Source organism: Pseudomonas fluorescens, assembly GCF_012974785.1.
Lineage (GTDB): Bacteria > Pseudomonadota > Gammaproteobacteria > Pseudomonadales > Pseudomonadaceae > Aquipseudomonas > Aquipseudomonas fluorescens_BT.
This window is the reverse complement of the sequence record NZ_CP027561.1, coordinates 2,459,470-2,479,784: the sequence shown is the minus strand read 5'-3', so window position 1 is coordinate 2,479,784 and position 20,315 is coordinate 2,459,470. Positions and strand designations below refer to the sequence as shown.

At 61.9% G+C, this 20,315-nt stretch carries 18 protein-coding genes and 1 pseudogene; 12 read left to right on the top strand and 7 right to left on the bottom strand.

Annotated elements, in window-relative coordinates; all coding sequences use genetic code 11:
• The first annotated feature begins 45 nt into the window (after positions 1-45).
• The 8 genes from gloB (at position 46) to fabI (ending at position 10,752) form a co-directional block, all read left to right on the top strand.
• Entirely contained in the window at positions 46-813 is a 768-nt protein-coding gene (gene gloB / locus C6Y56_RS11135; RefSeq protein WP_169429902.1) for a hydroxyacylglutathione hydrolase, read from the top strand.
• A 99-nt stretch (positions 814-912) separates the two neighbouring features.
• On the top strand, positions 913-2,391 hold the full coding sequence (locus C6Y56_RS11130) for a transglycosylase SLT domain-containing protein (protein WP_169429901.1): 1,479 nt from the start codon (positions 913-915) through the stop codon (positions 2,389-2,391).
• A 165-nt stretch (positions 2,392-2,556) separates the two neighbouring features.
• Entirely contained in the window at positions 2,557-4,389 is a 1,833-nt protein-coding gene (locus C6Y56_RS11125; protein WP_169429900.1) for an extracellular solute-binding protein, read from the top strand.
• Positions 4,386-6,227 carry an extracellular solute-binding protein gene (locus tag C6Y56_RS11120; protein ID WP_169429899.1) on the top strand — a complete coding sequence of 614 codons (1,842 nt, stop codon included), beginning with the start codon at positions 4,386-4,388 and terminating at the stop codon, positions 6,225-6,227. The genes C6Y56_RS11125 and C6Y56_RS11120 overlap by 4 nt, the downstream gene beginning before the upstream one ends.
• A 4-nt stretch (positions 6,228-6,231) precedes the next feature.
• Positions 6,232-7,305 (top strand): microcin C ABC transporter permease YejB, encoded by a 1,074-nt coding sequence (locus C6Y56_RS11115; RefSeq protein ID WP_007956943.1) that lies wholly within the window; start codon positions 6,232-6,234, stop codon positions 7,303-7,305.
• 1 nt (position 7,306) lies between these two features.
• Complete coding sequence (locus C6Y56_RS11110; RefSeq protein WP_085698849.1) at positions 7,307-8,326, top strand: ABC transporter permease; 1,020 nt, start codon at positions 7,307-7,309, stop codon at positions 8,324-8,326.
• A 1-nt stretch (position 8,327) separates the two neighbouring features.
• Positions 8,328-9,938, top strand: a complete 1,611-nt coding sequence (locus C6Y56_RS11105; RefSeq protein ID WP_169429898.1) for an ABC transporter ATP-binding protein — start codon at positions 8,328-8,330, stop codon at positions 9,936-9,938.
• Positions 9,939-9,957: 19 nt separating this feature from the next.
• On the top strand, positions 9,958-10,752 hold the full coding sequence (fabI, locus tag C6Y56_RS11100) for an enoyl-ACP reductase FabI (protein ID WP_003202751.1): 795 nt from the start codon (positions 9,958-9,960) through the stop codon (positions 10,750-10,752).
• Between the two features lie 43 nt (positions 10,753-10,795).
• On the opposite strand, the gene C6Y56_RS11095 is transcribed toward fabI, so the two are convergent.
• Positions 10,796-11,659 carry a LysR family transcriptional regulator gene (locus tag C6Y56_RS11095; RefSeq protein WP_169429897.1) on the bottom strand — a complete coding sequence of 288 codons (864 nt, stop codon included), beginning with the start codon at positions 11,657-11,659 and terminating at the stop codon, positions 10,796-10,798.
• Between the two features lie 113 nt (positions 11,660-11,772).
• On the opposite strand from C6Y56_RS11095, the gene C6Y56_RS11090 reads away from it, so the two are divergent.
• Positions 11,773-12,198: a VOC family protein gene (locus tag C6Y56_RS11090; protein ID WP_169429896.1), complete on the top strand. Its 426-nt coding sequence runs from the start codon at positions 11,773-11,775 to the stop codon at positions 12,196-12,198.
• Positions 12,199-12,204: 6 nt separating this feature from the next.
• On the opposite strand, the pseudogene C6Y56_RS29140 reads toward C6Y56_RS11090, so the two are convergent.
• The 4 genes and pseudogenes from C6Y56_RS29140 to C6Y56_RS11075 all read right to left on the bottom strand — a co-directional run.
• A pseudogene (locus C6Y56_RS29140) lies at positions 12,205-12,387 on the bottom strand (GGDEF domain-containing protein); the annotation flags it as partial.
• A 59-nt stretch (positions 12,388-12,446) separates the two neighbouring features.
• Positions 12,447-13,025: a hypothetical protein gene (locus C6Y56_RS11085; protein WP_169429895.1), complete on the bottom strand. Its 579-nt coding sequence runs from the start codon at positions 13,023-13,025 to the stop codon at positions 12,447-12,449.
• 1 nt (position 13,026) lies between these two features.
• Positions 13,027-15,189, bottom strand: a complete 2,163-nt coding sequence (locus tag C6Y56_RS11080) for a xanthine dehydrogenase family protein molybdopterin-binding subunit (RefSeq protein ID WP_169429894.1) — start codon at positions 15,187-15,189, stop codon at positions 13,027-13,029.
• Positions 15,190-15,207: 18 nt separating this feature from the next.
• On the bottom strand, positions 15,208-15,663 hold the full coding sequence (locus C6Y56_RS11075; protein ID WP_007956954.1) for a (2Fe-2S)-binding protein: 456 nt from the start codon (positions 15,661-15,663) through the stop codon (positions 15,208-15,210).
• A 240-nt stretch (positions 15,664-15,903) separates the two neighbouring features.
• Between C6Y56_RS11075 and C6Y56_RS11070 the strand changes: the two genes are divergently transcribed.
• The 3 genes from C6Y56_RS11070 to C6Y56_RS11060 all read left to right on the top strand — a co-directional run bounded on the left by C6Y56_RS11070 (position 15,904) and on the right by C6Y56_RS11060 (position 18,848).
• A complete protein-coding gene (locus C6Y56_RS11070) occupies positions 15,904-16,734 on the top strand; it encodes an alpha/beta fold hydrolase (protein ID WP_085708611.1) in 831 nt (276 codons plus the stop codon).
• Between the two features lie 256 nt (positions 16,735-16,990).
• Positions 16,991-18,139: a GGDEF domain-containing protein gene (locus C6Y56_RS11065; protein WP_169429893.1), complete on the top strand. Its 1,149-nt coding sequence runs from the start codon at positions 16,991-16,993 to the stop codon at positions 18,137-18,139.
• 37 nt (positions 18,140-18,176) lie between these two features.
• Positions 18,177-18,848, top strand: coding sequence for a class I SAM-dependent methyltransferase (locus C6Y56_RS11060; protein WP_169429892.1), 672 nt, complete (start codon positions 18,177-18,179; stop codon positions 18,846-18,848).
• Between the two features lie 4 nt (positions 18,849-18,852).
• Here the strand turns inward: C6Y56_RS11060 and C6Y56_RS11055 are convergent, their stop codons facing one another.
• Both C6Y56_RS11055 and C6Y56_RS11050 read right to left on the bottom strand, forming a co-directional pair.
• Entirely contained in the window at positions 18,853-20,007 is a 1,155-nt protein-coding gene (locus C6Y56_RS11055) for an NnrS family protein (protein ID WP_169429891.1), read from the bottom strand.
• Position 20,008: 1 nt separating this feature from the next.
• Positions 20,009-20,257: a transmembrane sensor/regulator PpyR gene (locus C6Y56_RS11050; protein WP_169429890.1), complete on the bottom strand. Its 249-nt coding sequence runs from the start codon at positions 20,255-20,257 to the stop codon at positions 20,009-20,011.
• Between the last annotated feature and the right edge of the window lie 58 nt (positions 20,258-20,315).

Below are 20,315 nucleotides of genomic sequence, written 5' to 3'. Positions count from 1 at the left end.
GAACCTCTAAGATGCGCCAATGTTACCCGCTTGGCGAATCCGAAGATGATACAGATCAGTGCCCTGCCCGCCTTCACCGACAACTACATCTGGTTGTTACAGGATCATGCCACCCAACGTTGCGCGGTGGTCGATCCGGGAGATGCCGCCCCCGTACAGGCGTGGCTCGCCGCGCATCCGGGCTGGGTGCTGAGCGACATTCTGATCACCCACCATCACCACGACCATGTCGGTGGCGTCGAGGCGCTCAAGAAAGCCACTGGAGCCACCGTCTACGGTCCGGCCAGCGAAAGCATCCCGGGGCGGGACGTCGCGCTCAAGGACAACGACAAGGTGCGTGTGCTCGGCTGGGACTTCGAGGTCTACGCCGTCCCCGGCCACACCCTGGGGCACATCGCCTATTACCATCACGGCCTGCTGTTCTGCGGCGACACTCTGTTCGCCGCCGGTTGCGGCCGGTTGTTCGAAGGCACACCGGAGCAGATGCATCATTCCCTTGGTCGTCTGGCGGCGCTGCCGGAAGACACTCTGGTGTACTGCACTCACGAATACACCCTGAGCAACCTGAAATTCGCTGCCGCCGTGGAGCCGGGCAACCCGGACATTGCCACCCGTCTGGAAAAAGTCACCCGGCAACGGCAGAACGGGGTCATGACCCTGCCCTCGACCATCGCACTGGAAAAGCTCACAAACCCGTTTCTGCGGACCGGTGAAACATTAGTTACACAAAAAGTGGACGAACGGAATGGCGCTCAAAACCGGGCGCCGAGTGAGGTTTTTGCGGCTCTGCGGGCTTGGAAAGATAAGTTCTAAGCCGCTCACCACTGGGTACAAAAACCGTGAATGGTTGACCGCAAGGGGTGCGCTTTCTAGAATCGCCCGACATTTTTGCCCGGAACTTACTTCCAGCCAATGTCGTCATCCATACGTAAGTCCGTCAATTCAGACGCATTGACCCGCCTGGCGCAAGCCATCGCGGTGGCTGTGTCCGCCACGCTGGCGGGCTGCTCCAGCCATGCTCCGCAGACTGAAGCGACCCATACGCCGAACATTGCTGCGCGAGCCAAGCAGAAGCCGATCTGGTTGTCCGAAAAGCCCAGCCCTCAGGTGCCCCAGGACATCTGGGAACGCATGCGCAACGGTTTTCAGCTGCAGGAAGGTCTGGGCGTGAACCCGCGCATCGAGCAACAGCGCCTGTGGTTTGCCAGTAATCCTTCCTTCCTCGAAAACGCCGGCGAACGCGGCAGCCTATACATTCACTACATCGTCGAACGCCTCGAAGAACGCAACATGCCGCTGGAACTGGCGCTGCTGCCGGTCATCGAGAGCGCCTACAACCCGATGGCCTACTCCCGCGCCGATGCGGTAGGCCTCTGGCAGTTCATCCCGTCCACCGGGCGCTACTACAACCTGCGCCAGACCCGTTTCTACGACGGCCGTCGCGACATCACCGCCTCGACCACCGCTGCGATGGATTACCTGACCCGCCTGCACGACATGTTCAACGGTGACTGGCTGTTGGCTCTCGCCGCCTACAACGCCGGTGAAGGCACGGTCAGCCGCGCCATCGAACGCAACGAACGCCTGGGTTTGCCAACCGACTACTGGAACCTGCCGCTGCCGGCGGAAACCCAGGCCTACGTGCCGAAACTGCTGGCCCTGTCGCAAGTGGTGCTGGCGCCGGAAGCCTACGGGGTCAACCTCAACCCGATCGCCAACGAGCCTTATTTCCAGGTCGTCGAAATCAACCAGCGCATGGACCTGTCCAAGGTCGCCGCGGTAGCCAACATCGACGAGGACGAGCTGTTCCAGCTCAACCCGGCGTTCAAGCAGCGCACCACCGTCGACGGCCCGCAGCATTTGCTGGTGCCGACGTCGAAGGCGCAATTGCTGACCACCAGCCTGCAGACCATGCGTCCTGAAGAGCTGATCAGCCCGCGTTCGCTGAAACCGGTGTTCGAGGGCGCCGATCCGAGCGAGATCGCACAGGCCAAGCGCGCCTATCGGGTAAAGCGTGGCGACAACCTCGGCTCCATTGCCAAGGCCAACAAGGTCGAGGTCAAGGACCTGCAACGCTGGAACAAGCTGACCGGCAAGAACCTCAAGGTCGGCCAGACCCTGGTGATGCAGGACACCACCAAGCGCACGCCGGCGCGCAACAGTGGCGGGCGCATCAATACGGTCATCGCTGCCAACAGCAAGTCCAGCAGCAAGACCAAAGACAGGGACGACGGCAAGCAGCAGACCCAGTACAAGGTCAAACGTGGCGACACGCTGTACGTGGTCGCCAAGCGCTTCAACGTCGAGATGCAACATCTCAAGCGCTGGAATCCGGGCGCCGGCAAAGCGCTCAAGCCTGGGCAGATGCTCACGGTCTACCAGCCGCACTGACAAAGAGCCCCTGAATTTCAGGGGCTTTTTTTCGCCTGTCATTTTTTGTCTTCGGCGCAGTCGACTCCCACAATTAACCGCGCATTAAGTCTCTGTCTTTTTCCTGTCCATACAAGCTGTTACTGTACGGCCCACAAAGCCCAAGCCGCCTGGATCGGATCTGACTTGAAGCGTCCCCTCCTCCTGCTCCTGATCAGCCTGGCCTTGAGCTCCCCCGCTAGCGCGACAATCACCGAAAGCCACGGTTATGCGCAGTTCGGCACGCTCAAGTACCCGGCCAGATTTACCCACTTCGCCTGGGTCAACCCGCAAGCGCCCAAGGGCGGTACTTTGCGGGTGATGGCGTTTGGCACCTTCGATACGCTCAATCCCTACACGTTCAAGGGCACCAGCCCGGTCACCACTCCGAATTTCCTGCAGTACGGTATCAACGAGCTGAACGAGCCGCTGATGGTCGGCACCGGCCAGTACTCGCCGTCCGGTGACGAGCCGGCCTCCAGCTATGGCCTGATCGCCCGGTCGGTGGAGTACAGCGAAGACCGCAGCTGGGTCGTGTTCAACCTGCGCCCGGAAGCACGCTTCCACGATGGCACGCCGATCACCGCCTATGACGTGGCGTTCTCCTATCGAACGCTGCTCAAGGAAGGCCACCCGCTGTACCGCACGGCGCTTCAGGAAGTGTCGCGGGTCGACATTCTCAACCCGCAACGCATTCGCTTCATCATGAAGCGCTCGGGCAATCCGTTGCTGATCCTGCGCCTCGGGGAGTTGCCGGTGCTGCCTCAGCACTACTGGAAAGACCGCGACTTCAAGGCCACCACCTTCGAACCGCCATTGGGCAGCGGGCCGTACCGCATTACCTCGGTGACGCCGGGGCGGCAGCTGATTTTCGAACGGGTCAAGGATTATTGGGGCAAGGACTTGCCGGTCAATCGCGGCAAGTACAATTTCGATCGCATGGAAGTCGAGTTCTATCGCGACAGCGACGTCGCCTTCGAAGCGTTCAAGGCCGGCGAGTTCGACATCTATATCGAGCATCAGGCGAAGAACTGGGCCAACGGCTACAACTTCCCTGCCGTACGCCGTGGCGACGTGATCAAGGCGCAGATCCCGCACCAGATCCCGACCCAGAGCCAGGGCCTGTTCATGAACACCCGACGAGCCACCTTCTCGGACGTCAAGACCCGCGAAGCGCTGGGTCTGATGTTCGACTTCGAGTGGACCAACCGCGCGCTGTTCAGCGATGCCTACCAGCGCACCACCAGCTATTACCCGAACAGCGAATTCAGCGCCAGCGGTCTGCCGGTCGGCCACGAATGGCTGATGCTCAAGCCCTACAAGGAGCAACTGCCGGCCCGGCTGTTCACCGAGCCGTTCACGCTGCCGCAGACCGACGGGCGCGGCATTCCCCGGGAAACCATGCGCAAGGCGCTGGCGCTGCTGGCCGAGGCCGGCTGGAAGCTCAACGGCCAGCGTCTGCAGAACGCCACCGGCCAACCGCTGAGTCTTGAACTGCTGCTGGTCAATCCGAACCTTGAGCGCATCCTCCAGCCGTACATCGAGAACCTCAAGAGCATCGGCATCGACGCGCGCCTGCGCACGGTGGATCGCGCCCAATACAAACAACGTCTGGATCAATTCGATTTCGACATGATCCTGATGACCCTCAACCAGACCCTCAGCCCGGGACTGGAGCAGTGGCAGTACTTCCATTCCAGCCAGGTCGGGGTCAAGGGCAGCAAGAATTACGCAGGCATCGCCAACCCGGTGGTCGATCATCTGCTGGAGCAACTGCTCGCCGCCCGCACCCGCGATGAACAGGTCGCCGCCGGCAAGGCCCTGGACCGCGTGCTGCTCTGGCAGCACTACAGCATTCCCAACTGGTACCTCAATTATCACCGTCTGGCGTACCGCAACCGGTTCGCCTTCGTCAGCACGCCGCCCTACACCCTGGGCCTGAGCGCGTGGTGGCTGAAATCTTCGGAGAAAGGTCAATGAACGCCGTTCGCACCCTGCTCGTGCAGGCTTGCAGCCTGTTGTTCGCCGGGCTGGCCTGTGCCGCCCCGCAACACGCCGTGACCCTGTACAACGAGCCACCGAAATACCCTGCCGATTTCAAGCATTTCGATTACGTCGACCCCAATGCTCCCAAGGGCGGGATCTTCCGTCAGGCCGGCTTCGGCGGTTTCGACAGCCTGAACCCGTTCATCAGCAAGGGCGTGCCGGCAGATGACGTCGGGCAGATCTACGACACCCTGACCCGGCATAGCCTCGACGAGCCGTTCACCGAATACGGCCTGATCGCCGGCAAGATCGAAAAGGCCCCGGACAACAGCTGGGTGCGCTTCTACCTGCGCCCCGAAGCGCGCTTCCATGACGGCCACCCGGTGCGCGCCGAAGACGTCGTGTTCAGTTTCGAGACCCTGACGAAAGAGGGCTCGCCGATGTTTCGCGGTTACTACAGCGACGTCGAAGCAGCCGTCGCCGAGGACCCGCTGACGGTGCTGTTCAAGTTCAAGCACAACAACAACCGCGAGCTGCCGCTGATCCTCGGCCAGTTGCCGGTGCTGCCGAAACATTGGTGGGCCAGTCGCGATTTCAACAAGGGCAATCTGGAAATCCCGCTGGGCAGCGGCCCTTACAAGGTCGCCGAAGTGAAGGCCGGACGCTCGGTACGATACGAGCGGGTCAAGGATTACTGGGGCAAGGACCTGCCGGTCAATCGCGGTTTCTACAATTTCGACGTGATGACCACCGACTACTTCCGCGACAACACCGTCGCCCTGGAAGCCCTGAAGGCCGGCCAGTTCGACTACTGGCTGGAAATGACCGCGAAGAACTGGGCCAACGCCTACAACATCCCGGCCGTCACCGAGGGCCGACTGGTCAAGGAGCTGATCCCCAACGGCAACCCGACGGGCATGCAGGGCTTCGTCTTCAACCTGCGCCGGCCGGTGTTCCAGGACGTTCGCGTGCGTCAGGCACTGGGTCTGTTGCTCGACTTCGAATGGACCAACAAGCAATTGTTCAACGGCGCCTATGTGCGCACCCGCAGTTATTTCGAGAACTCGGAAATGGCCGCCACCGGCCTGCCGGACGCCGATCAGCTGGCGATCCTCGACCCGTTCCGCCGCCAGCTCCCGGCGCAGGTGTTCAGCGAAGCCTTCGAAAATCCGAAGACCGACGCCAGCGGCATGATCCGCCTGCAGCAACGCGAAGCCTATCAACTGCTGCAAGAGGCCGGCTGGAAGATCGTCGACGACAAAATGGTCGACACCACCGGCAAACCGGTGGTCATCGAGTTCCTGCTGGCCCAGACCGAATTCGAGCGGGTGCTGCTGCCGTTCAAGCGCAACCTCGCCGACCTGGGCATCGATCTGGTGATCCGCCGTGTCGACGTCTCGCAGTACGTCAACCGCGTGCGTTCGCGGGATTTCGACATGATCGTCGGCAGTTTCCCGCAGTCCAACTCACCGGGTAACGAACAACGGGAGTTCTGGATGAGCGCCGCCGCCGACAAGCCCAGCAGCCGCAACTCCATGGGCCTGAAAGACCCGATCGTCGATCACCTGGTCGAAAGCCTGATCAACGCCGACTCGCGCAAAAGCCTGGTGGCCCACGCCCGGGCTCTCGACCGCGTGCTGCAATGGGGTTACTACGTGATCCCCAACTGGCACATCAAGAGCTGGCGCGTGGCGTACTGGAACCACATCGGCCATCCGAAAATCTCCCCCAAGTACGACATCGGCATTAACACCTGGTGGGTCAAACCCGATACAAAACCTGCGGTAGAAGTGCAAACCCAACTGCAAGCCGACCCTGTGGGCACGGAGTAATCAGATGCTGGCGTACATTTTTCGACGACTGTTGCTGATCATCCCGACCCTGTTCGGCATTCTGCTGATCAACTTCGTGATCATCCAGGCCGCGCCCGGCGGTCCGGTGGAGCAGATGATCGCCAAGCTCGAAGGCTTTGAAGGTGCCACCAGCCGCATCGCCGGTGGCGGCGCCGAAGTGTCGGTGGCCGGCTCCTCCTATCGCGGTGCGCAGGGCCTGGACCCGGCGCTGATCAAGGAAATCGAGAAGATGTACGGGTTCGACAAGTCGGCCCCGGAGCGTCTGTGGATCATGGTCAAGAACTACGCGCGACTGGATTTCGGCGACAGCTTCTTCCGCGACGCCAAGGTCATCGACCTGATCAAGGAAAAGATGCCGGTGTCGATCTCCCTCGGGCTGTGGAGCACGCTGATCATGTACCTGGTGTCGATCCCGCTGGGGATCGCCAAGGCCACGCGGCACGGCAGTCATTTCGACGTCTGGACCAGTTCGGCGATCATCGTCGGTTATGCGATTCCGGCGTTCCTGTTTGCGATTCTGCTGATCGTGGTGTTTGCCGGCGGCAGTTACCTGGACTGGTTTCCTTTACGCGGGCTGACCTCGAACAACTTCGATGAGCTGAGCCTGGGCGGGAAGGTCCTCGACTATTTCTGGCACCTGGCGCTGCCGGTGACGGCGCTGGTGATCGGCAACTTCGCGACCATGACCCTGCTGACCAAAAACAGCTTCCTCGACGAAATCAACAAGCAGTACGTGGTCACCGCCAAGGCCAAGGGCCTGACCCGCCACCGCGTGCTCTACGGCCATGTGTTCCGCAACGCGATGCTGCTGGTGATCGCCGGTTTCCCCTCGGCGTTCATCGGCATCTTCTTCACGGGTTCCCTGCTGGTGGAAGTGATCTTCTCCCTCGACGGCCTCGGCCTGATGAGTTTCGAAGCGGCGATCAACCGCGATTACCCGGTGGTGTTCGGCACCCTGTTCATCTTCACCCTGCTGGGGCTGGTGGTGAAACTGATCGGCGACCTCACCTACACCCTGGTCGATCCGCGCATCGACTTCGCCAGCCGGGAGCATTGAGATGAACCTGTCCCCGCTAAACCGTCGACGCTTCGAACTGTTCAAGGCCAACAAGCGTGGCTGGTGGTCACTGTGGCTGTTTCTGATCCTGTTCGGCCTGAGCCTGGGTGCCGAACTGATCGCCAACGACAAGCCGCTGGTGGTGCACTACGACAACAACTGGTACTTCCCGGCGATCAAGCGCTACCCGGAAACCACCTTCGGCGGCGAATTCCCGCTGGAAGCCAACTACAAGAGCCCGTACATCCGCGAACTGCTCAAGGCCAAGGACGCGTGGGTGCTGTGGGCGCCGATCCCGTTCAGCTACCAGAGCATCAACTACGACCTGAAAGTCCCGGCCCCTGCCCCGCCCTCGGCGGACAACCTGCTGGGCACCGACGATCAGGGCCGCGATGTGCTGGCGCGGGTGATCTACGGTTTCCGTATCTCCGTGCTGTTCGCCCTGACCCTGACCGTGCTCAGTTCGATCATCGGCGTGATCGCCGGTGCGCTGCAGGGCTTCTATGGCGGCTGGGTGGATCTGGCCGGCCAGCGCTTCCTGGAGATCTGGTCGGGTTTGCCGGTGCTGTACCTGCTGATCATTCTCGCCAGCTTCGTCCAGCCGAATTTCTGGTGGCTGCTGGGGATCATGCTGCTGTTCTCGTGGATGAGCCTGGTGGACGTGGTGCGCGCCGAGTTCCTGCGCGGGCGCAACCTCGAATACGTGCGCGCAGCCAGAGCGCTGGGCATGCAGAACGGCGCGATCATGTTCCGCCACATCCTGCCCAACGCCATGGTTTCGACCATGACCTTCATGCCGTTCATCCTGACCGGCGCCATCGGCACCCTCACCGCCCTGGATTTCCTCGGCTTTGGCTTGCCGGCCGGCAGTCCGTCGCTGGGTGAACTGGTAGCCCAGGGAAAATCCAACCTGCAGGCGCCGTGGCTGGGCATGAGCGCGTTTGCGGTACTGGCGCTGATGTTGAGCTTGCTGGTGTTTATCGGCGAGTCCGCTCGCGATGCCTTCGACCCGAGGAAGTGAAATGAATCAGGACAATCTGATCGAAGTGCGCGACCTCGCCGTCGAATTCGGAACGGGCGAGCGCTCGCACCGGGTGGTCGAGGGCGTCAGTTTCGACATCAAGCGTGGCGAGACTCTGGCGCTGGTGGGCGAGTCCGGTTCGGGCAAGTCGGTGACGGCGCACTCGATCCTGCGCCTGCTGCCCTACCCGCTGGCCCGCCACCCTGCCGGCAGCATCAGCTATTCCGGGCAGAACTTGCTGGAACTGAGCGAAAAGACCATCCGTCACATCCGCGGCAACCGGATCGCGATGATCTTCCAGGAGCCGATGACCTCGCTCAACCCGCTGCACTCGATCGAAAAACAGATCAACGAAGTGCTCGGCATCCACAAGGGCCTGACTGGCAAGGTCGCGACCAGGCGCACTCTGGAGCTGCTGGAAATGGTCGGCATCCCCGAGCCGCACAAACGGCTCAAGGCCCTGCCCCACGAATTGTCCGGCGGCCAGCGCCAGCGGGTGATGATCGCCATGGCCCTGGCCAACGAGCCGGAACTGTTGATCGCCGACGAACCGACCACCGCGCTGGACGTGACCGTTCAGCTGAAAATCCTCGACCTGCTCAAGGAATTGCAGGCTCGATTGGGCATGGCGCTGCTACTGATCAGTCACGATTTGAACCTGGTGCGAAGAATTGCGCATCGTGTATGTGTCATGCAGCGCGGTTGCATCGTCGAACAGGCATCGTGCGCAGAGCTGTTCCGTTCTCCGCAGCATCCGTACACTCGGGAGCTGCTGGCGGCGGAGCCCAGCGGAGGCCCGGCGAGCAATAAAATCGGGGCGCCGCTGCTTGAGGTCGAGGACTTGAAAGTCTGGTTCCCGATCAAAAAAGGCTTGCTCAAGCGCACGGTGGATCACGTCAAGGCAGTGGACGGCATCAATTTCAGCCTGCCTCAGGGTCAAACCCTGGGGATCGTGGGGGAAAGCGGTTCCGGCAAATCCACCCTGGGCCTGGCGATTTTGCGGCTCATCGGCAGCAAAGGTGCGATCCGTTTTGAAGGCAAGCAGCTAGACTGCCTGACGCAGAACGAGGTTCGCCCGTTGCGTCGGGAGATGCAGGTGGTGTTCCAGGACCCGTTTGGCAGCCTGAGCCCGCGAATGTGTGTGAGCGACATCGTTGGCGAAGGCCTGCGGATTCACAGGATGGGCACCGCCGCCGAGCAGGAAGCGGCAATTATTGCGGCATTGAAGGAGGTAGGTCTGGATCCGGAAACCCGGCACCGCTACCCCCACGAATTTTCCGGTGGGCAGCGGCAGCGTATCGCCATTGCCCGGGCCTTGGTGCTCAAACCGGCGCTGATCCTGCTGGACGAGCCGACTTCGGCCCTCGACCGGACGGTGCAGCGGCAAGTGGTGGAGCTGTTGCGTTCACTGCAAGCCAAGTACAACCTGACGTATTTGTTCATCAGCCATGACCTGGCTGTTGTGAAAGCGCTGAGCCACCAGTTGATGGTGGTCAAGCATGGCCAAGTGGTCGAACAGGGAGACGCGCAAAGTATCTTTGCCGCCCCCCAACATCCGTATACACAGCAGTTGCTGGAGGCCGCTTTCCTGGCACCAGCCACTGCGCAATAACCTGAAAGAGGAGCAACACATGGGTTTTCTCGCCGGTAAGCGCGTACTGATCGTCGGTGTCGCCAGCAAGCTGTCCATCGCATCCGGCATCGCTGCCGCCATGCATCGCGAGGGCGCTGAGCTTGCCTTCACTTATCAGAACGACAAACTGAAAGGTCGCGTTGAAGAGTTCGCACAGGGCTGGGGTTCGAGCCCTGAGCTGTGCTTCCCGTGCGACGTGGCCAGCGATGAAGAAATCGCCAAGGTCTTCGAAGAACTGAGCAAGAAGTGGGACGGCCTGGACTGCATCGTGCACTCCGTCGGCTTCGCCCCGGGCGACCAACTGGACGGCGACTTCACCGAAGCCACCACCCGTGAAGGCTTCCGCATCGCTCACGACATCAGCGCCTACAGCTTCGTGGCTCTGGCCAAGGCCGGTCGCGAAATGATGAAAGGCCGCAACGGCAGCCTGCTGACCCTGTCCTACCTGGGCGCCGAGCGCACCATGCCGAACTACAACGTCATGGGCATGGCCAAGGCTTCGCTGGAAGCCGGCGTACGTTACCTGGCCGGTTCCCTGGGCCCGGACGGCACCCGCGTCAACTGCGTATCGGCTGGCCCGATCCGCACCCTGGCCGCTTCCGGCATCAAGAACTTCCGCAAGATGCTGGCCGCCAACGAAGCGCAAACTCCGCTGCGCCGCAACGTCACCATCGAAGAAGTCGGCAACGCCGGCGCCTTCCTGTGTTCCGACCTGGCGTCGGGCATCAGCGGTGAAATCATGTACGTGGACGGCGGCTTCAACACCACCGCCATGGGCAACATCGAAGAGTAATCTTCGCGCTGCCGATAAAAAGCCCGCCTAATGGCGGGCTTTTTCATGCCTGCGATTCCAGGCAACGGGCGAACAACCGTTGAATCGGCTGACTGCGCTGGCTGTAGCGCTGCAAAACCACCATCTCCCGATAGAACGTCAGTTCTCCCAGTTCGATCACCCTCACCCTCAGCGGATGCTCCAGCCACAGCCCGGCCCTGGGCAGCAATGAAACCCCGAGCCCGCACTCGACCATCTTCACGATCGCTTCCAGCTCATCCAGCTCAAGCGCTACGTGGGCGTCAATCCGCTGCTCGCGCAGAAACTGCGTCACCAGCCGTCCACCAAACGAGTTGCGGTCATAACGCACGTGAGGATGCTCGGCCAGCAGTGGCAGCGGATCATCGCCCCCGACCGTTGTCGGCACGATCAGCACGAACGGTTCGCGGCGGATCACCTGTGCCGACAGCTCCTTGGGCAATTCGAATGGTGGTTTGATCATGATCGCCAGATCAACTTCCCCGGCATCCACTTGGCTCAGCAGGTTCAGCGACACACCGGGCACCAGTTTCGGCTCCACGCCCGGCGCCAATTGCCGCAAACGCAATAACGCCTGAGGCAACAGCCCGGTTTGCGCGGTGGCGACGGCGCCGATTCTCAGCTCGCCGCGAAACTCTCCGACATCCTCGCTGATCGCCATGCGGTTGAAAATCGCGAGCATTTCCTGCGCCATCGGCACTGCGCGCTGCCCGGCCGGATTAAGGATCGCCTGTCGCCCGGTGCGATCGAACAGACGCACGCCCAAGGCCTGCTCCAGATTACGGATCTGCGCGCTGACCGCCGATTGCGTGAGGCCGATGTGCAGACCGGCGGCGGCAAACGTGCCATGCCGAGCCACTGCCAGTAAGGTTTTCAGTTCACGCAGCATAGGCGCCTCGATTGATCGAAATAATTTGAGCTCGGCGCAAAAACTATCGTCTTTCAATCGAAAAGCACAGCGCTAGACTCAGTCCACCCCAACCGTTGATAGAGATCGCGCCTATGTCACTCAGCCCTTTCCACCTGGCCATTCCCGTGTACGACCTCGCCGCCGCCCGGCATTTCTATCGTGAAGTGTTCGGACTCGAGGAAGGTCGCTCCAGCGATCACTGGGTCGACTTCAATTTCTTCGGCCACCAACTGGTGATTCACCTTGCGCCGAAGAATGCCTCGCAGGAAGCGGCACACACCAACGCCGTGGACGGGCACGACGTACCGGTGCCGCATTTCGGCGTGGTGCTGGGGATGGAGGAATGGCAGGCCCTGGCCGAGCGTTTGAAGTCACTGGGCACTCGATTCGTGATCGAGCCGGGGATCCGTTTTCAGGGGCTGGTGGGCGAACAGGCGACGATGTTTCTGTTTGACCCGTGCGGCAATGCGCTGGAGTTCAAGGCATTCAAGGATATCGGGCAGTTGTTTGCCAAATAGCAGCGGGGACTTGAACCACTGCCGATCCTTGTCCACCAGCGTGACCCGTGCGATCGGCACGTTGAACAGGCGCTTGGCCAGTCGCGTCAGCCGGTCGAAGCGCTCTTGCGGTGCGGTGTCGAGCAGCTTCAGGTCATGCAGCGCTTGAATGCAAACAGCTTCATTGGCGAGTTTGCCGGGTACCAGCATCACACACGCCTTTGCCGTCGATGCCGTTGAACGTAGCCCGAATCAGCGATGACACAACCTCATCCGCCGACCACCGGACACGGCCCGCCTGCATCGGCCCAAAGCTTGAACTGGGTTACGAAGATGTCGTGCGGCACCGGCACCGGTTGCCGCCCTGCCCCGGGATTCCAGCCCCAGAGCACCAGCTTGTCCTCGCTGACGTGCTTGATCAGCGCGGCGAAGTCGCGGTCGCCGTTGCTGGCGCGGTCCTTGATCATGGCGCACAAACGATCCGGCGGCAGGCCGATCCAGGCCATTTTGTGGGCGGCCGGCGGCAGGCTCCAGTGCGGCGCGCCGGGTGGCGCGTGGGGGCCGTAACTGGCCGGTGGATTGCTTTCGGCGTGGCAGGTGGCGCAAGGCAAACCGGCGGCGCCCTTGCCGTCCATGCCGCGCACCACGTTCATTGCGTGGGGCGTGCCAGCGTCGAACTGCAACGGCGAATCGCCGGGAATGTGGCAGTTCTGGCAGCGCGGGCTCTGGAACACTTTCTGCACCGTGCCGAAGGCCTTCAAGGCTTCCTGATCGTCGGCAAACAGATCCGACGCATAGCCGCCCAGCCCGATCAGCATCACCGTGCCCAACAACAGATGTCGTTTCATCTCACACCCCCGACAGTTGCAGCGGCAGTTCCCGCAGGCGCTGCCCGGTCAGGGCGAACAGCGCGTTGGCCACCGCCGGCGCCGTGGGCGGCACACCGGCCTCGCCGATGCCGCCTGGTTTGTCGGTGCTCGGCACGATGTGCACCTCGACCACCGGCATTTCGTTGAGCCGCAACACTTGATAGTCGTGATAGTTGGACTGCACGACCTGACCGTCCTTGAGCGTCAGCTTGCTGTGCAGCGCCATGCTCAGGCCGAAGGTGATGCATGACTCCATCTGCGCCGCGATGCTCTGCGGGTTGACCGCAATCCCGCAATCCACCGCGCAGACCACGCGGTGCACGCGGATCTTCAGATTGTCCTGGGATACCTCGGCGACTTGCGCCACGTAGCTGCCGAACGATTCGTGCACCGCCACACCCAATGCGTGTCCGTCCGGCAGCGGGGCTTTCCAGTTGGCCTTCTCCACCGCCAGGTTCAGCACGCCGAGATGCCGGGCATGCTCCTTGAGCAGCGTTCGTCGGTACTCCACCGGATCCTTGCCCGCCGCTGTGGCCATTTCATCGATCAGCGATTCCATGACAAACGCGGTGTGGCTATGACCCACCGAGCGCAGCCACAGCACGTTGATCCCGGTGGCCGGCGAATGCAGATCGACCTGATGGTCCGCCAGCCCCTGGATGTATGGACTGTCCGCCACGCCCTCGACCGAGGTTTGATCGACGCCGTTCTTGACCATGGTTTTTTCCAGCATGGTGCCGGCCATGATCGACTGGCCCACGAGCGCATGCTGCCAGGCCAGCGGCAAACCATCGGCACCGAGACCGATCCGCGCCTGATGCAGAAACATCGAACGGTAATACCCGCCGCGAATGTCATCCTCCCGCGACCACACGGTTTTCACCGGCATCGCGGCAGCCTTCGCGACTTGCACCGCTTCGGCCACAAAGTCGGAAGTCGGGTTGGCCCGCCGGCCGAAACCACCGCCGAGGAATTCGGTGTGGATTTCCACCTGCTCCGGTTTCAGCCCGGTGATCTTGCCGGCGATCATTTGGTCCAGCGTCTGAAACTGGGTGCCGGTCCAGATCTCGCATTTTTCGGCGCTGATTTTCACCGTGCAGTTCAGCGGCTCCATCGGCGCATGAGCCAGGTACGGCACGCTGTACTCGACATCGATTTTCTTCGCCGCTTTACCAAAGCTGCCTTTGGCATCCCCGGCCTTACTGGCGGAAATGCCCGGTGTGGCCGCGAGTTTGCGAAAACTCTCCAGCAGCTTTTCGCTGCTCAGATCGGCGTGCGGCCCCAGATCCCAATCGACTTTCAATGCATCACGACCGAGCTTCGCCGCCCAGTAATGATCGGCAATCACCGCCACGCCAGTGGGCACCTGCACCACTTTGTGCACACCGGGAACGGCCAGCGCCTGGGCGCCTTCGAAGGATTTGACGCTGGCGCCGAACACCGGCGCCCGGGCGACCATGGCGGTCATCAATCCGTCGAACTGCACGTCCATGCCGAACTTGGCGCGGCCGGTGATTTTCTCCGGGGTGTCGAGGCGCTTGGTGGGTTTGCCGATGACTTTCCAGTCCTTCGCTTCTTTAAAGGTGATCGACTTCGGATCCGGCACCGGCAGCTGTCCGGCGGCGTCCGCCAGTTCGCCATAAGTGGCGCGATTGTCGCCGGCAATCACCACGCCGGACTCAGTGCGGATCGTCGAGGGTGCCACGTTGAAACGCTTGGCAGCCGCTTCGATCAACATCTGCCGTGCCATAGCGCCCGCAAGCCGGTAACGGTCGAACTCCATCCAGGTCGAGGTCGAACCCCCGGTGATCTGCATCCCGCCAAACGCCGGCATGCCGTAGTCGGCAGCCGAGGCCGGCGAGTGCTCGACGCGGATCTTCGACCAGTCGGCGTCCAGTTCCTCGGCAATCAGCATGGTCAGCCCGGTCCAGATGCCCTGGCCCATTTCCGAATGGCCGAGCAGCACGGTGACGCTGTTGTCCGGCGCAATGCGCAGGAACGCGTTCGGCGCAAACACTTTGCCTTCATTTTCCGCCGCCGTGGCAAAGCGGTTGCCGCCGGGCACCACGAACGCCACGACGAGACCACCGCCAAGTACAGCGCTGCCCTTGAGAAATCCGCGACGGGATACAGGACTGTTCATCACTCACCTCCCCCTCGCTTAACCGATGTCGGCAGCACGTTTGACCGCCGCACGGATTCTTGGATAGGTGCCGCAGCGGCAGATGTTGCCGGAGAGCGCCTGATCGATGTCGCTGTCGGTGGGTTTGGGGATTTTCGCCAGCAATGCGGCGGCGGACATGATCTGCCCGGACTGGCAGTAGCCGCACTGCACCACGTCCAACTCCGCCCAGGCCTGTTGCACCGGGTGCGAACCGTCGCTCGACAGGCCTTCGATGGTCAGGATTTTCTGCCCATGGGCGACAGCCGTGGCCGGTGTGATGCAGGATCGCAGCGGCGCGCCATCGACATGCACGGTGCAGGCACCGCACTGGGCCATGCCGCAGCCGAATTTGGTACCGGTCAGGTGCGCGACATCGCGCAGGACCCAGAGCAACGGCATGTCCGCGGGGACATCGAGCTCCTGATCCTTGCCATTGATGTTCAAGGTCAGCATCGGGGATTTCCTCAGACTCACGGTGTTCTGAAGGGGCGTTGCGACAGCATTCGATGCCGTGCACGCCTCGGCTTATCCCTTTCAGCTAAGCGCATTTTGCCCCGACGACCAGCCGCCGCGACCACCGGTCATGCCGCTCCGTTCGGGAATTCATCGACCAAAGTGCCGACTTTGCTCCTACAGTTGATTCCGGCTATCACCGCAAGACGTGCCTTTTCACATTTTCCAGGAGTCGCGAACATGGGCTATGTCACAACCAAAGACGGCGTCGAAATCTTCTACAAGGACTGGGGCCCGAAAGACGCCCCGGTGATCCACTTCCATCACGGCTGGCCACTGAGCTCGGACGACTGGGATGCGCAGATGCTGTTCTTCCTTGCACAAGGCTTTCGCGTGGTGGCCCACGACCGACGGGGTCACGGGCGTTCGAGCCAGGTCTGGGACGGCCACGACATGGATCACTACGCCGACGATGTGGCGGCAGTGGTCAATCATCTGGGGACCCAGAAAGCCGTGCATGTCGGCCACTCCACCGGTGGCGGCGAAGTGATTCATTACATCGCCCGGCATGGCGAGGATCGGGTGTCGAAAGCCGCAATCATCAGCGCCGTGCCGCCGCTGATGGTAAAAACCGAGAGCAATCCGGGTGGTCTGCCAAAGTCGGTGTTCGACGATCTTCAGGCGCAATTGGCAGCCAATCGTGCGCAGTTCTATCACGATGTGCCGGCCGGTCCGTTCTATGGCTACAACCGGCCGGGCGCCAAGCCTTCGGAACCCGTCGTGCTCAACTGGTGGCGTCAGGGCATGATGGGCGGCGCCAAGGCTCACTATGACGGCATCGTCGCGTTCTCGCAGACCGACTTCACCGAAGACCTGAAAGGCATTTCGATTCCGGTGCTGGTGATGCACGGCGATGACGACCAGATCGTGCCGTATGAAGACTCCGGTGTGCTCTCGGCCAAACTGCTGAAAAACAGCACGCTGAAGATTTATCCGGGCTTCCCCCACGGCATGCCGACCACCGAGGCGCCAACGATCAACGCGGATCTGCTGGCCTTCATTCGCGGCTGACCCTATTGGCCGGGCTCAGGCACCAGGCCTGACCCCGGCTATTCTTCGGTTCGTGACGTTCCCTCGCGTTCACGCACGTAATGTCTGGCCAATGGAAAGGCCGGCAGCCACGACGCGCCGCACAAGCAACCGCCAGTCAGTCGATCCATGGCACACCTCCCGCAAAATGGAATATCCGGTGAGTGAAATAGCAGCGCCATGGGGGAACGCTTACAATCGTGGCCCATTACCACCATTCAGACAGACCACTCCCTTCATGGCGCTCGACCCCCTTACGATGTTGACCATTTCCACCGCACTGGCAGCGGCGGCCGCCCTTTACCTGGCGGTCGAATGGCGCAGCATCCGCGAATCCTCGTTGCTGTTCTGGAGCGCCGGTTTCGCCACCATCACCGTCGGTTCGAGCCTGGCCCTGCTGCGCGCCAACGGTTATCCATTGATTGGCATCTGGTTCGCCAACGGCTTGCTGGTCGTTGCGCACTGGCTGTTCCTGCTGGGCGTCGCGCGGTTTACCCAGCGGTCGCTATCGCGAGCCTGGTACTTGATGTTCCTCGCGTGGCTGGCGTTGCTGCTGTTACCGGAAGATCCCTCGTGGTCGAAGATCATGCTGGTGGCCAACTCGCTGCTGGTAGCCGCGTTGATGCTGCGAGCCAGTCTGTTGCTGCGCCCGCACGGCAAGTCGCTGAGCATCGGTGCCGTGCAACTGCGTTATGTGCTGTTGATCCACGGCGTGTTCTATTTCACCAAGGCGATCATCGCGGTGATTCCGGGCACGCTGATCGATCTGGCGTCGCTGCGCGGCGAGATCATTCAGATCTCTCTGGTCGAAGGCGCGATGGCAATCATGCTGATTGCGCTGTCGATGACCGGCACCGAGCGCTACCGCCGGGAGAAACAGATCGCCGAACTGGCCGCCCGGGATCCGCTGACCGCACTGTACAACCGCCGCGCCCTCGAAGTCAGCGCGCCGCGCCTGCTCAGGGAAGTCTCCAGCGCCCGCCCCGGCGCCCTGCTGCTGATCGACATCGACAACTTCAAACTGATCAACGACTTGTATGGCCACACCGCCGGTGACCGCCTGCTGATCTCGCTCAGCGAAATGATCCGCTCGCAACTGCCTCAGGGTGCGCTGGCGGCAAGGCTGGGCGGTGATGAATTCGTCATGTTGCTGGGCGATGCTTCCCACGAACAGATCATGGTGCTGGGCAGTGAGCTGCGTGAGCAGTTTCAGGCGCTGACTTCGCAGGCCTACATCACCCCTGAAGCCGTTACCTTGAGCATTGGCGCCAAGGTGTTCGACCAGCCACCGACCAGCCTCGCGGCATTGATCGAACAGGGCGACAGCGCGCTCTACGAATCCAAGCGCGGCGGACGCAACCGGATTCGTCTGGTCGACTGCACCTGACCTATCCTTGCCTGCACCCGCATCCTCGGAGTTCGCCATGTCCTCGCCTGAATCCACCCTCCTCCAGAGCTGGCACCACAATGCCCGGGCCTGGACCGAAGCCATCCGCAGCGGCGCCATCGAGAGCCGCCGGCAAGTCACCGATCAGGCGATTCTGCTGGCGTTGATGGGGCGCCAACCTGAACGTGTGCTCGATCTGGGGTGCGGCGAAGGCTGGCTGTTGCGGGCGCTGGCAGAGCGCGGGATCGAAGTGGTCGGAGTGGACGGCGATGCCACGCTGGTCGAGGCGGCACAAGCGGCGGGATCGTCTCCCGTGCACGTCGCCAGCTATGAAGATCTGGCGGAAACGAAAGTCGACATCGGCCACGGCTACGACATTATCTGCGCCAATTTTTCCCTGCTGCATCAGGACATCATCCCGCTGCTCGCCGCCCTGAATGCCCTGCTCGTGCCCGGCGGTGCGCTGGTCATCCAGACGCTGCACCCGTGGTCGGTGGCCGCAGGTGATTATCAGGATGGCTGGCGCGAGGAAACCTTCGACGGCTTCAAGGGGCAGTGGCAGCCGATGCCATGGTATTTCCGCACCTTGTCCAGCTGGCTGAATGCGCTGGACATGGCCGGGTTTCAGTTGACCAGCCTGCGGGAGCCGCAACATCCGCAAAGTCCCGTGCCGCAGTCGTTGTTGATGATTGCAGAGCGTCGCGGATAAAAAACTACAGCCTCGGTTTGAGCAGGATCCCGGTGTAATGCCGCAAAAACAGCGCGAACCCCGCGCACCAGAGCACCACGGACAACCCCAGCCCAAGACTGGAAAACGGCACCAGCAACACCCGGCAACCCGCCGCGATCAACACCGATGCAAACCCCAGCACCACGGCCTTCGGTGGCTGCAACAGCCGCCCGGTGTGACCGAGGCTGACCCGAGCAATCATCGCCAGAATCAACCCGCCCACGCCGCCAACCGCCAGCGCATGGGTTGCCAGGCTTTGCTGGCCGAGCAGTCCCAGATGCCACGCCGCCATGGCCCAGATCGCCAGCGCCATCCAGCTGTAAGCCAGGTACAGCGACCAGAGCAGCGGCACCCGCCACATCCCGCGATCATGCCAGCGGATCAGCCGCAGTATCTGCAAACTGCCGGTGAGCACGAACAGCGCTGCCAGCCACGGCCGGGGCGAATCGTCAAGACCCGCCGCAAACGTGATCGCCGTCAGCAGACTGCCGATCAACAGCAGCCGTGTGGGTAACGGATGGGCGCTCGGTGCCGGTGGACGGTTCAAGCCACGCTGGATGAAGAACGGAATCACCCGCCCGCCGATCACGGTCATCAGCGCCGCCATCAGCCACAAAGCACCCAGTACGCCTTGACGCTGCAAACCAGCGTCGTCCCTGAAGATGCCGATCAGAGTCAGCGCCTGACAACCCGCCATCAACCCGAGTACCAGCACAATCGGGTAATTGTCGCGCTTGCCCGCAGCGATCAGATCCCGTGCCAGCGCCACCGCCAGCAGGGGCAGAAATGCCCATTGCAGCGCGAGGATCAATGCAACGGGCAACGGCAACCACCACGCCATACGTCCGAGCAGCCAGACCGAAACCAACGCAATCAGCGCCCCGCCGCGCACGCCTGGAATCCCGGTCCAGTTGGGCACCGCCGTCAGCAGAAACCCGGCAACGATCGCCACCGCGAAACCGAACGGCATTTCATGCCGATGCCAAGCGAGCATGCCGCCCGCCGGTTGCAGGTCGAACCAGTGGCCGTAAAGCCACAAGCCCCAAATCAGAATCGCCAGAGCCGCAAATCCGGCGCCGGCCAGAAACAGCGGCCGAAAGCCCAGGCTGAACACCGGTGCGGTTGCGAGTCTGCGCATCTCAGGCCACCGCCCCTGCCGGGGACTGGCCCAACCGGTAATGTGAAAGCAGGCGCATCACATAGCCGATCTTGATCAGCGTCGGACCGACAATGGTCATGGCGTGCATCGCTACCAGCAACGCAATGGGCATGTGGCCCTGATACAAATAAGCGCCGTAAATCCCGGCCAGCAACATGACCAGGCCGGCGACGAGCACTTTGCTCGACAGATACAGAACGTTCAGCGGACTCTCGAAGAGAGTGAACATGTTTCGTACTCCTGAGCGGATCAGTTTGTACGGAAGGTGTATCAACACTCGTGCCAGA

Coding starts and splice junctions, on each gene's coding strand:
- C6Y56_RS11070 (WP_085708611.1), top strand. CDS start 15,904: ATGGGCTATGTCACAACCAAAGACGGCGTCGAAATCTTCTACAAGGAC.
- fabI (WP_003202751.1), top strand. CDS start 9,958: ATGGGTTTTCTCGCCGGTAAGCGCGTACTGATCGTCGGTGTCGCCAGC.
- C6Y56_RS11085 (WP_169429895.1), bottom strand. CDS start 13,025: ATGAAACGACATCTGTTGTTGGGCACGGTGATGCTGATCGGGCTGGGC.
- C6Y56_RS11060 (WP_169429892.1), top strand. CDS start 18,177: ATGTCCTCGCCTGAATCCACCCTCCTCCAGAGCTGGCACCACAATGCC.
- C6Y56_RS11110 (WP_085698849.1), top strand. CDS start 7,307: ATGAACCTGTCCCCGCTAAACCGTCGACGCTTCGAACTGTTCAAGGCC.
- C6Y56_RS11055 (WP_169429891.1), bottom strand. CDS start 20,007: ATGCGCAGACTCGCAACCGCACCGGTGTTCAGCCTGGGCTTTCGGCCG.
- C6Y56_RS11130 (WP_169429901.1), top strand. CDS start 913: ATGTCGTCATCCATACGTAAGTCCGTCAATTCAGACGCATTGACCCGC.
- C6Y56_RS11090 (WP_169429896.1), top strand. CDS start 11,773: ATGTCACTCAGCCCTTTCCACCTGGCCATTCCCGTGTACGACCTCGCC.
- C6Y56_RS11050 (WP_169429890.1), bottom strand. CDS start 20,257: ATGTTCACTCTCTTCGAGAGTCCGCTGAACGTTCTGTATCTGTCGAGC.
- C6Y56_RS11115 (WP_007956943.1), top strand. CDS start 6,232: ATGCTGGCGTACATTTTTCGACGACTGTTGCTGATCATCCCGACCCTG.
- gloB (WP_169429902.1), top strand. CDS start 46: ATGATACAGATCAGTGCCCTGCCCGCCTTCACCGACAACTACATCTGG.
- C6Y56_RS11120 (WP_169429899.1), top strand. CDS start 4,386: ATGAACGCCGTTCGCACCCTGCTCGTGCAGGCTTGCAGCCTGTTGTTC.
- C6Y56_RS11105 (WP_169429898.1), top strand. CDS start 8,328: ATGAATCAGGACAATCTGATCGAAGTGCGCGACCTCGCCGTCGAATTC.
- C6Y56_RS11065 (WP_169429893.1), top strand. CDS start 16,991: ATGGCGCTCGACCCCCTTACGATGTTGACCATTTCCACCGCACTGGCA.
- C6Y56_RS11080 (WP_169429894.1), bottom strand. CDS start 15,189: ATGAACAGTCCTGTATCCCGTCGCGGATTTCTCAAGGGCAGCGCTGTA.
- C6Y56_RS11095 (WP_169429897.1), bottom strand. CDS start 11,659: ATGCTGCGTGAACTGAAAACCTTACTGGCAGTGGCTCGGCATGGCACG.
- C6Y56_RS11075 (WP_007956954.1), bottom strand. CDS start 15,663: ATGCTGACCTTGAACATCAATGGCAAGGATCAGGAGCTCGATGTCCCC.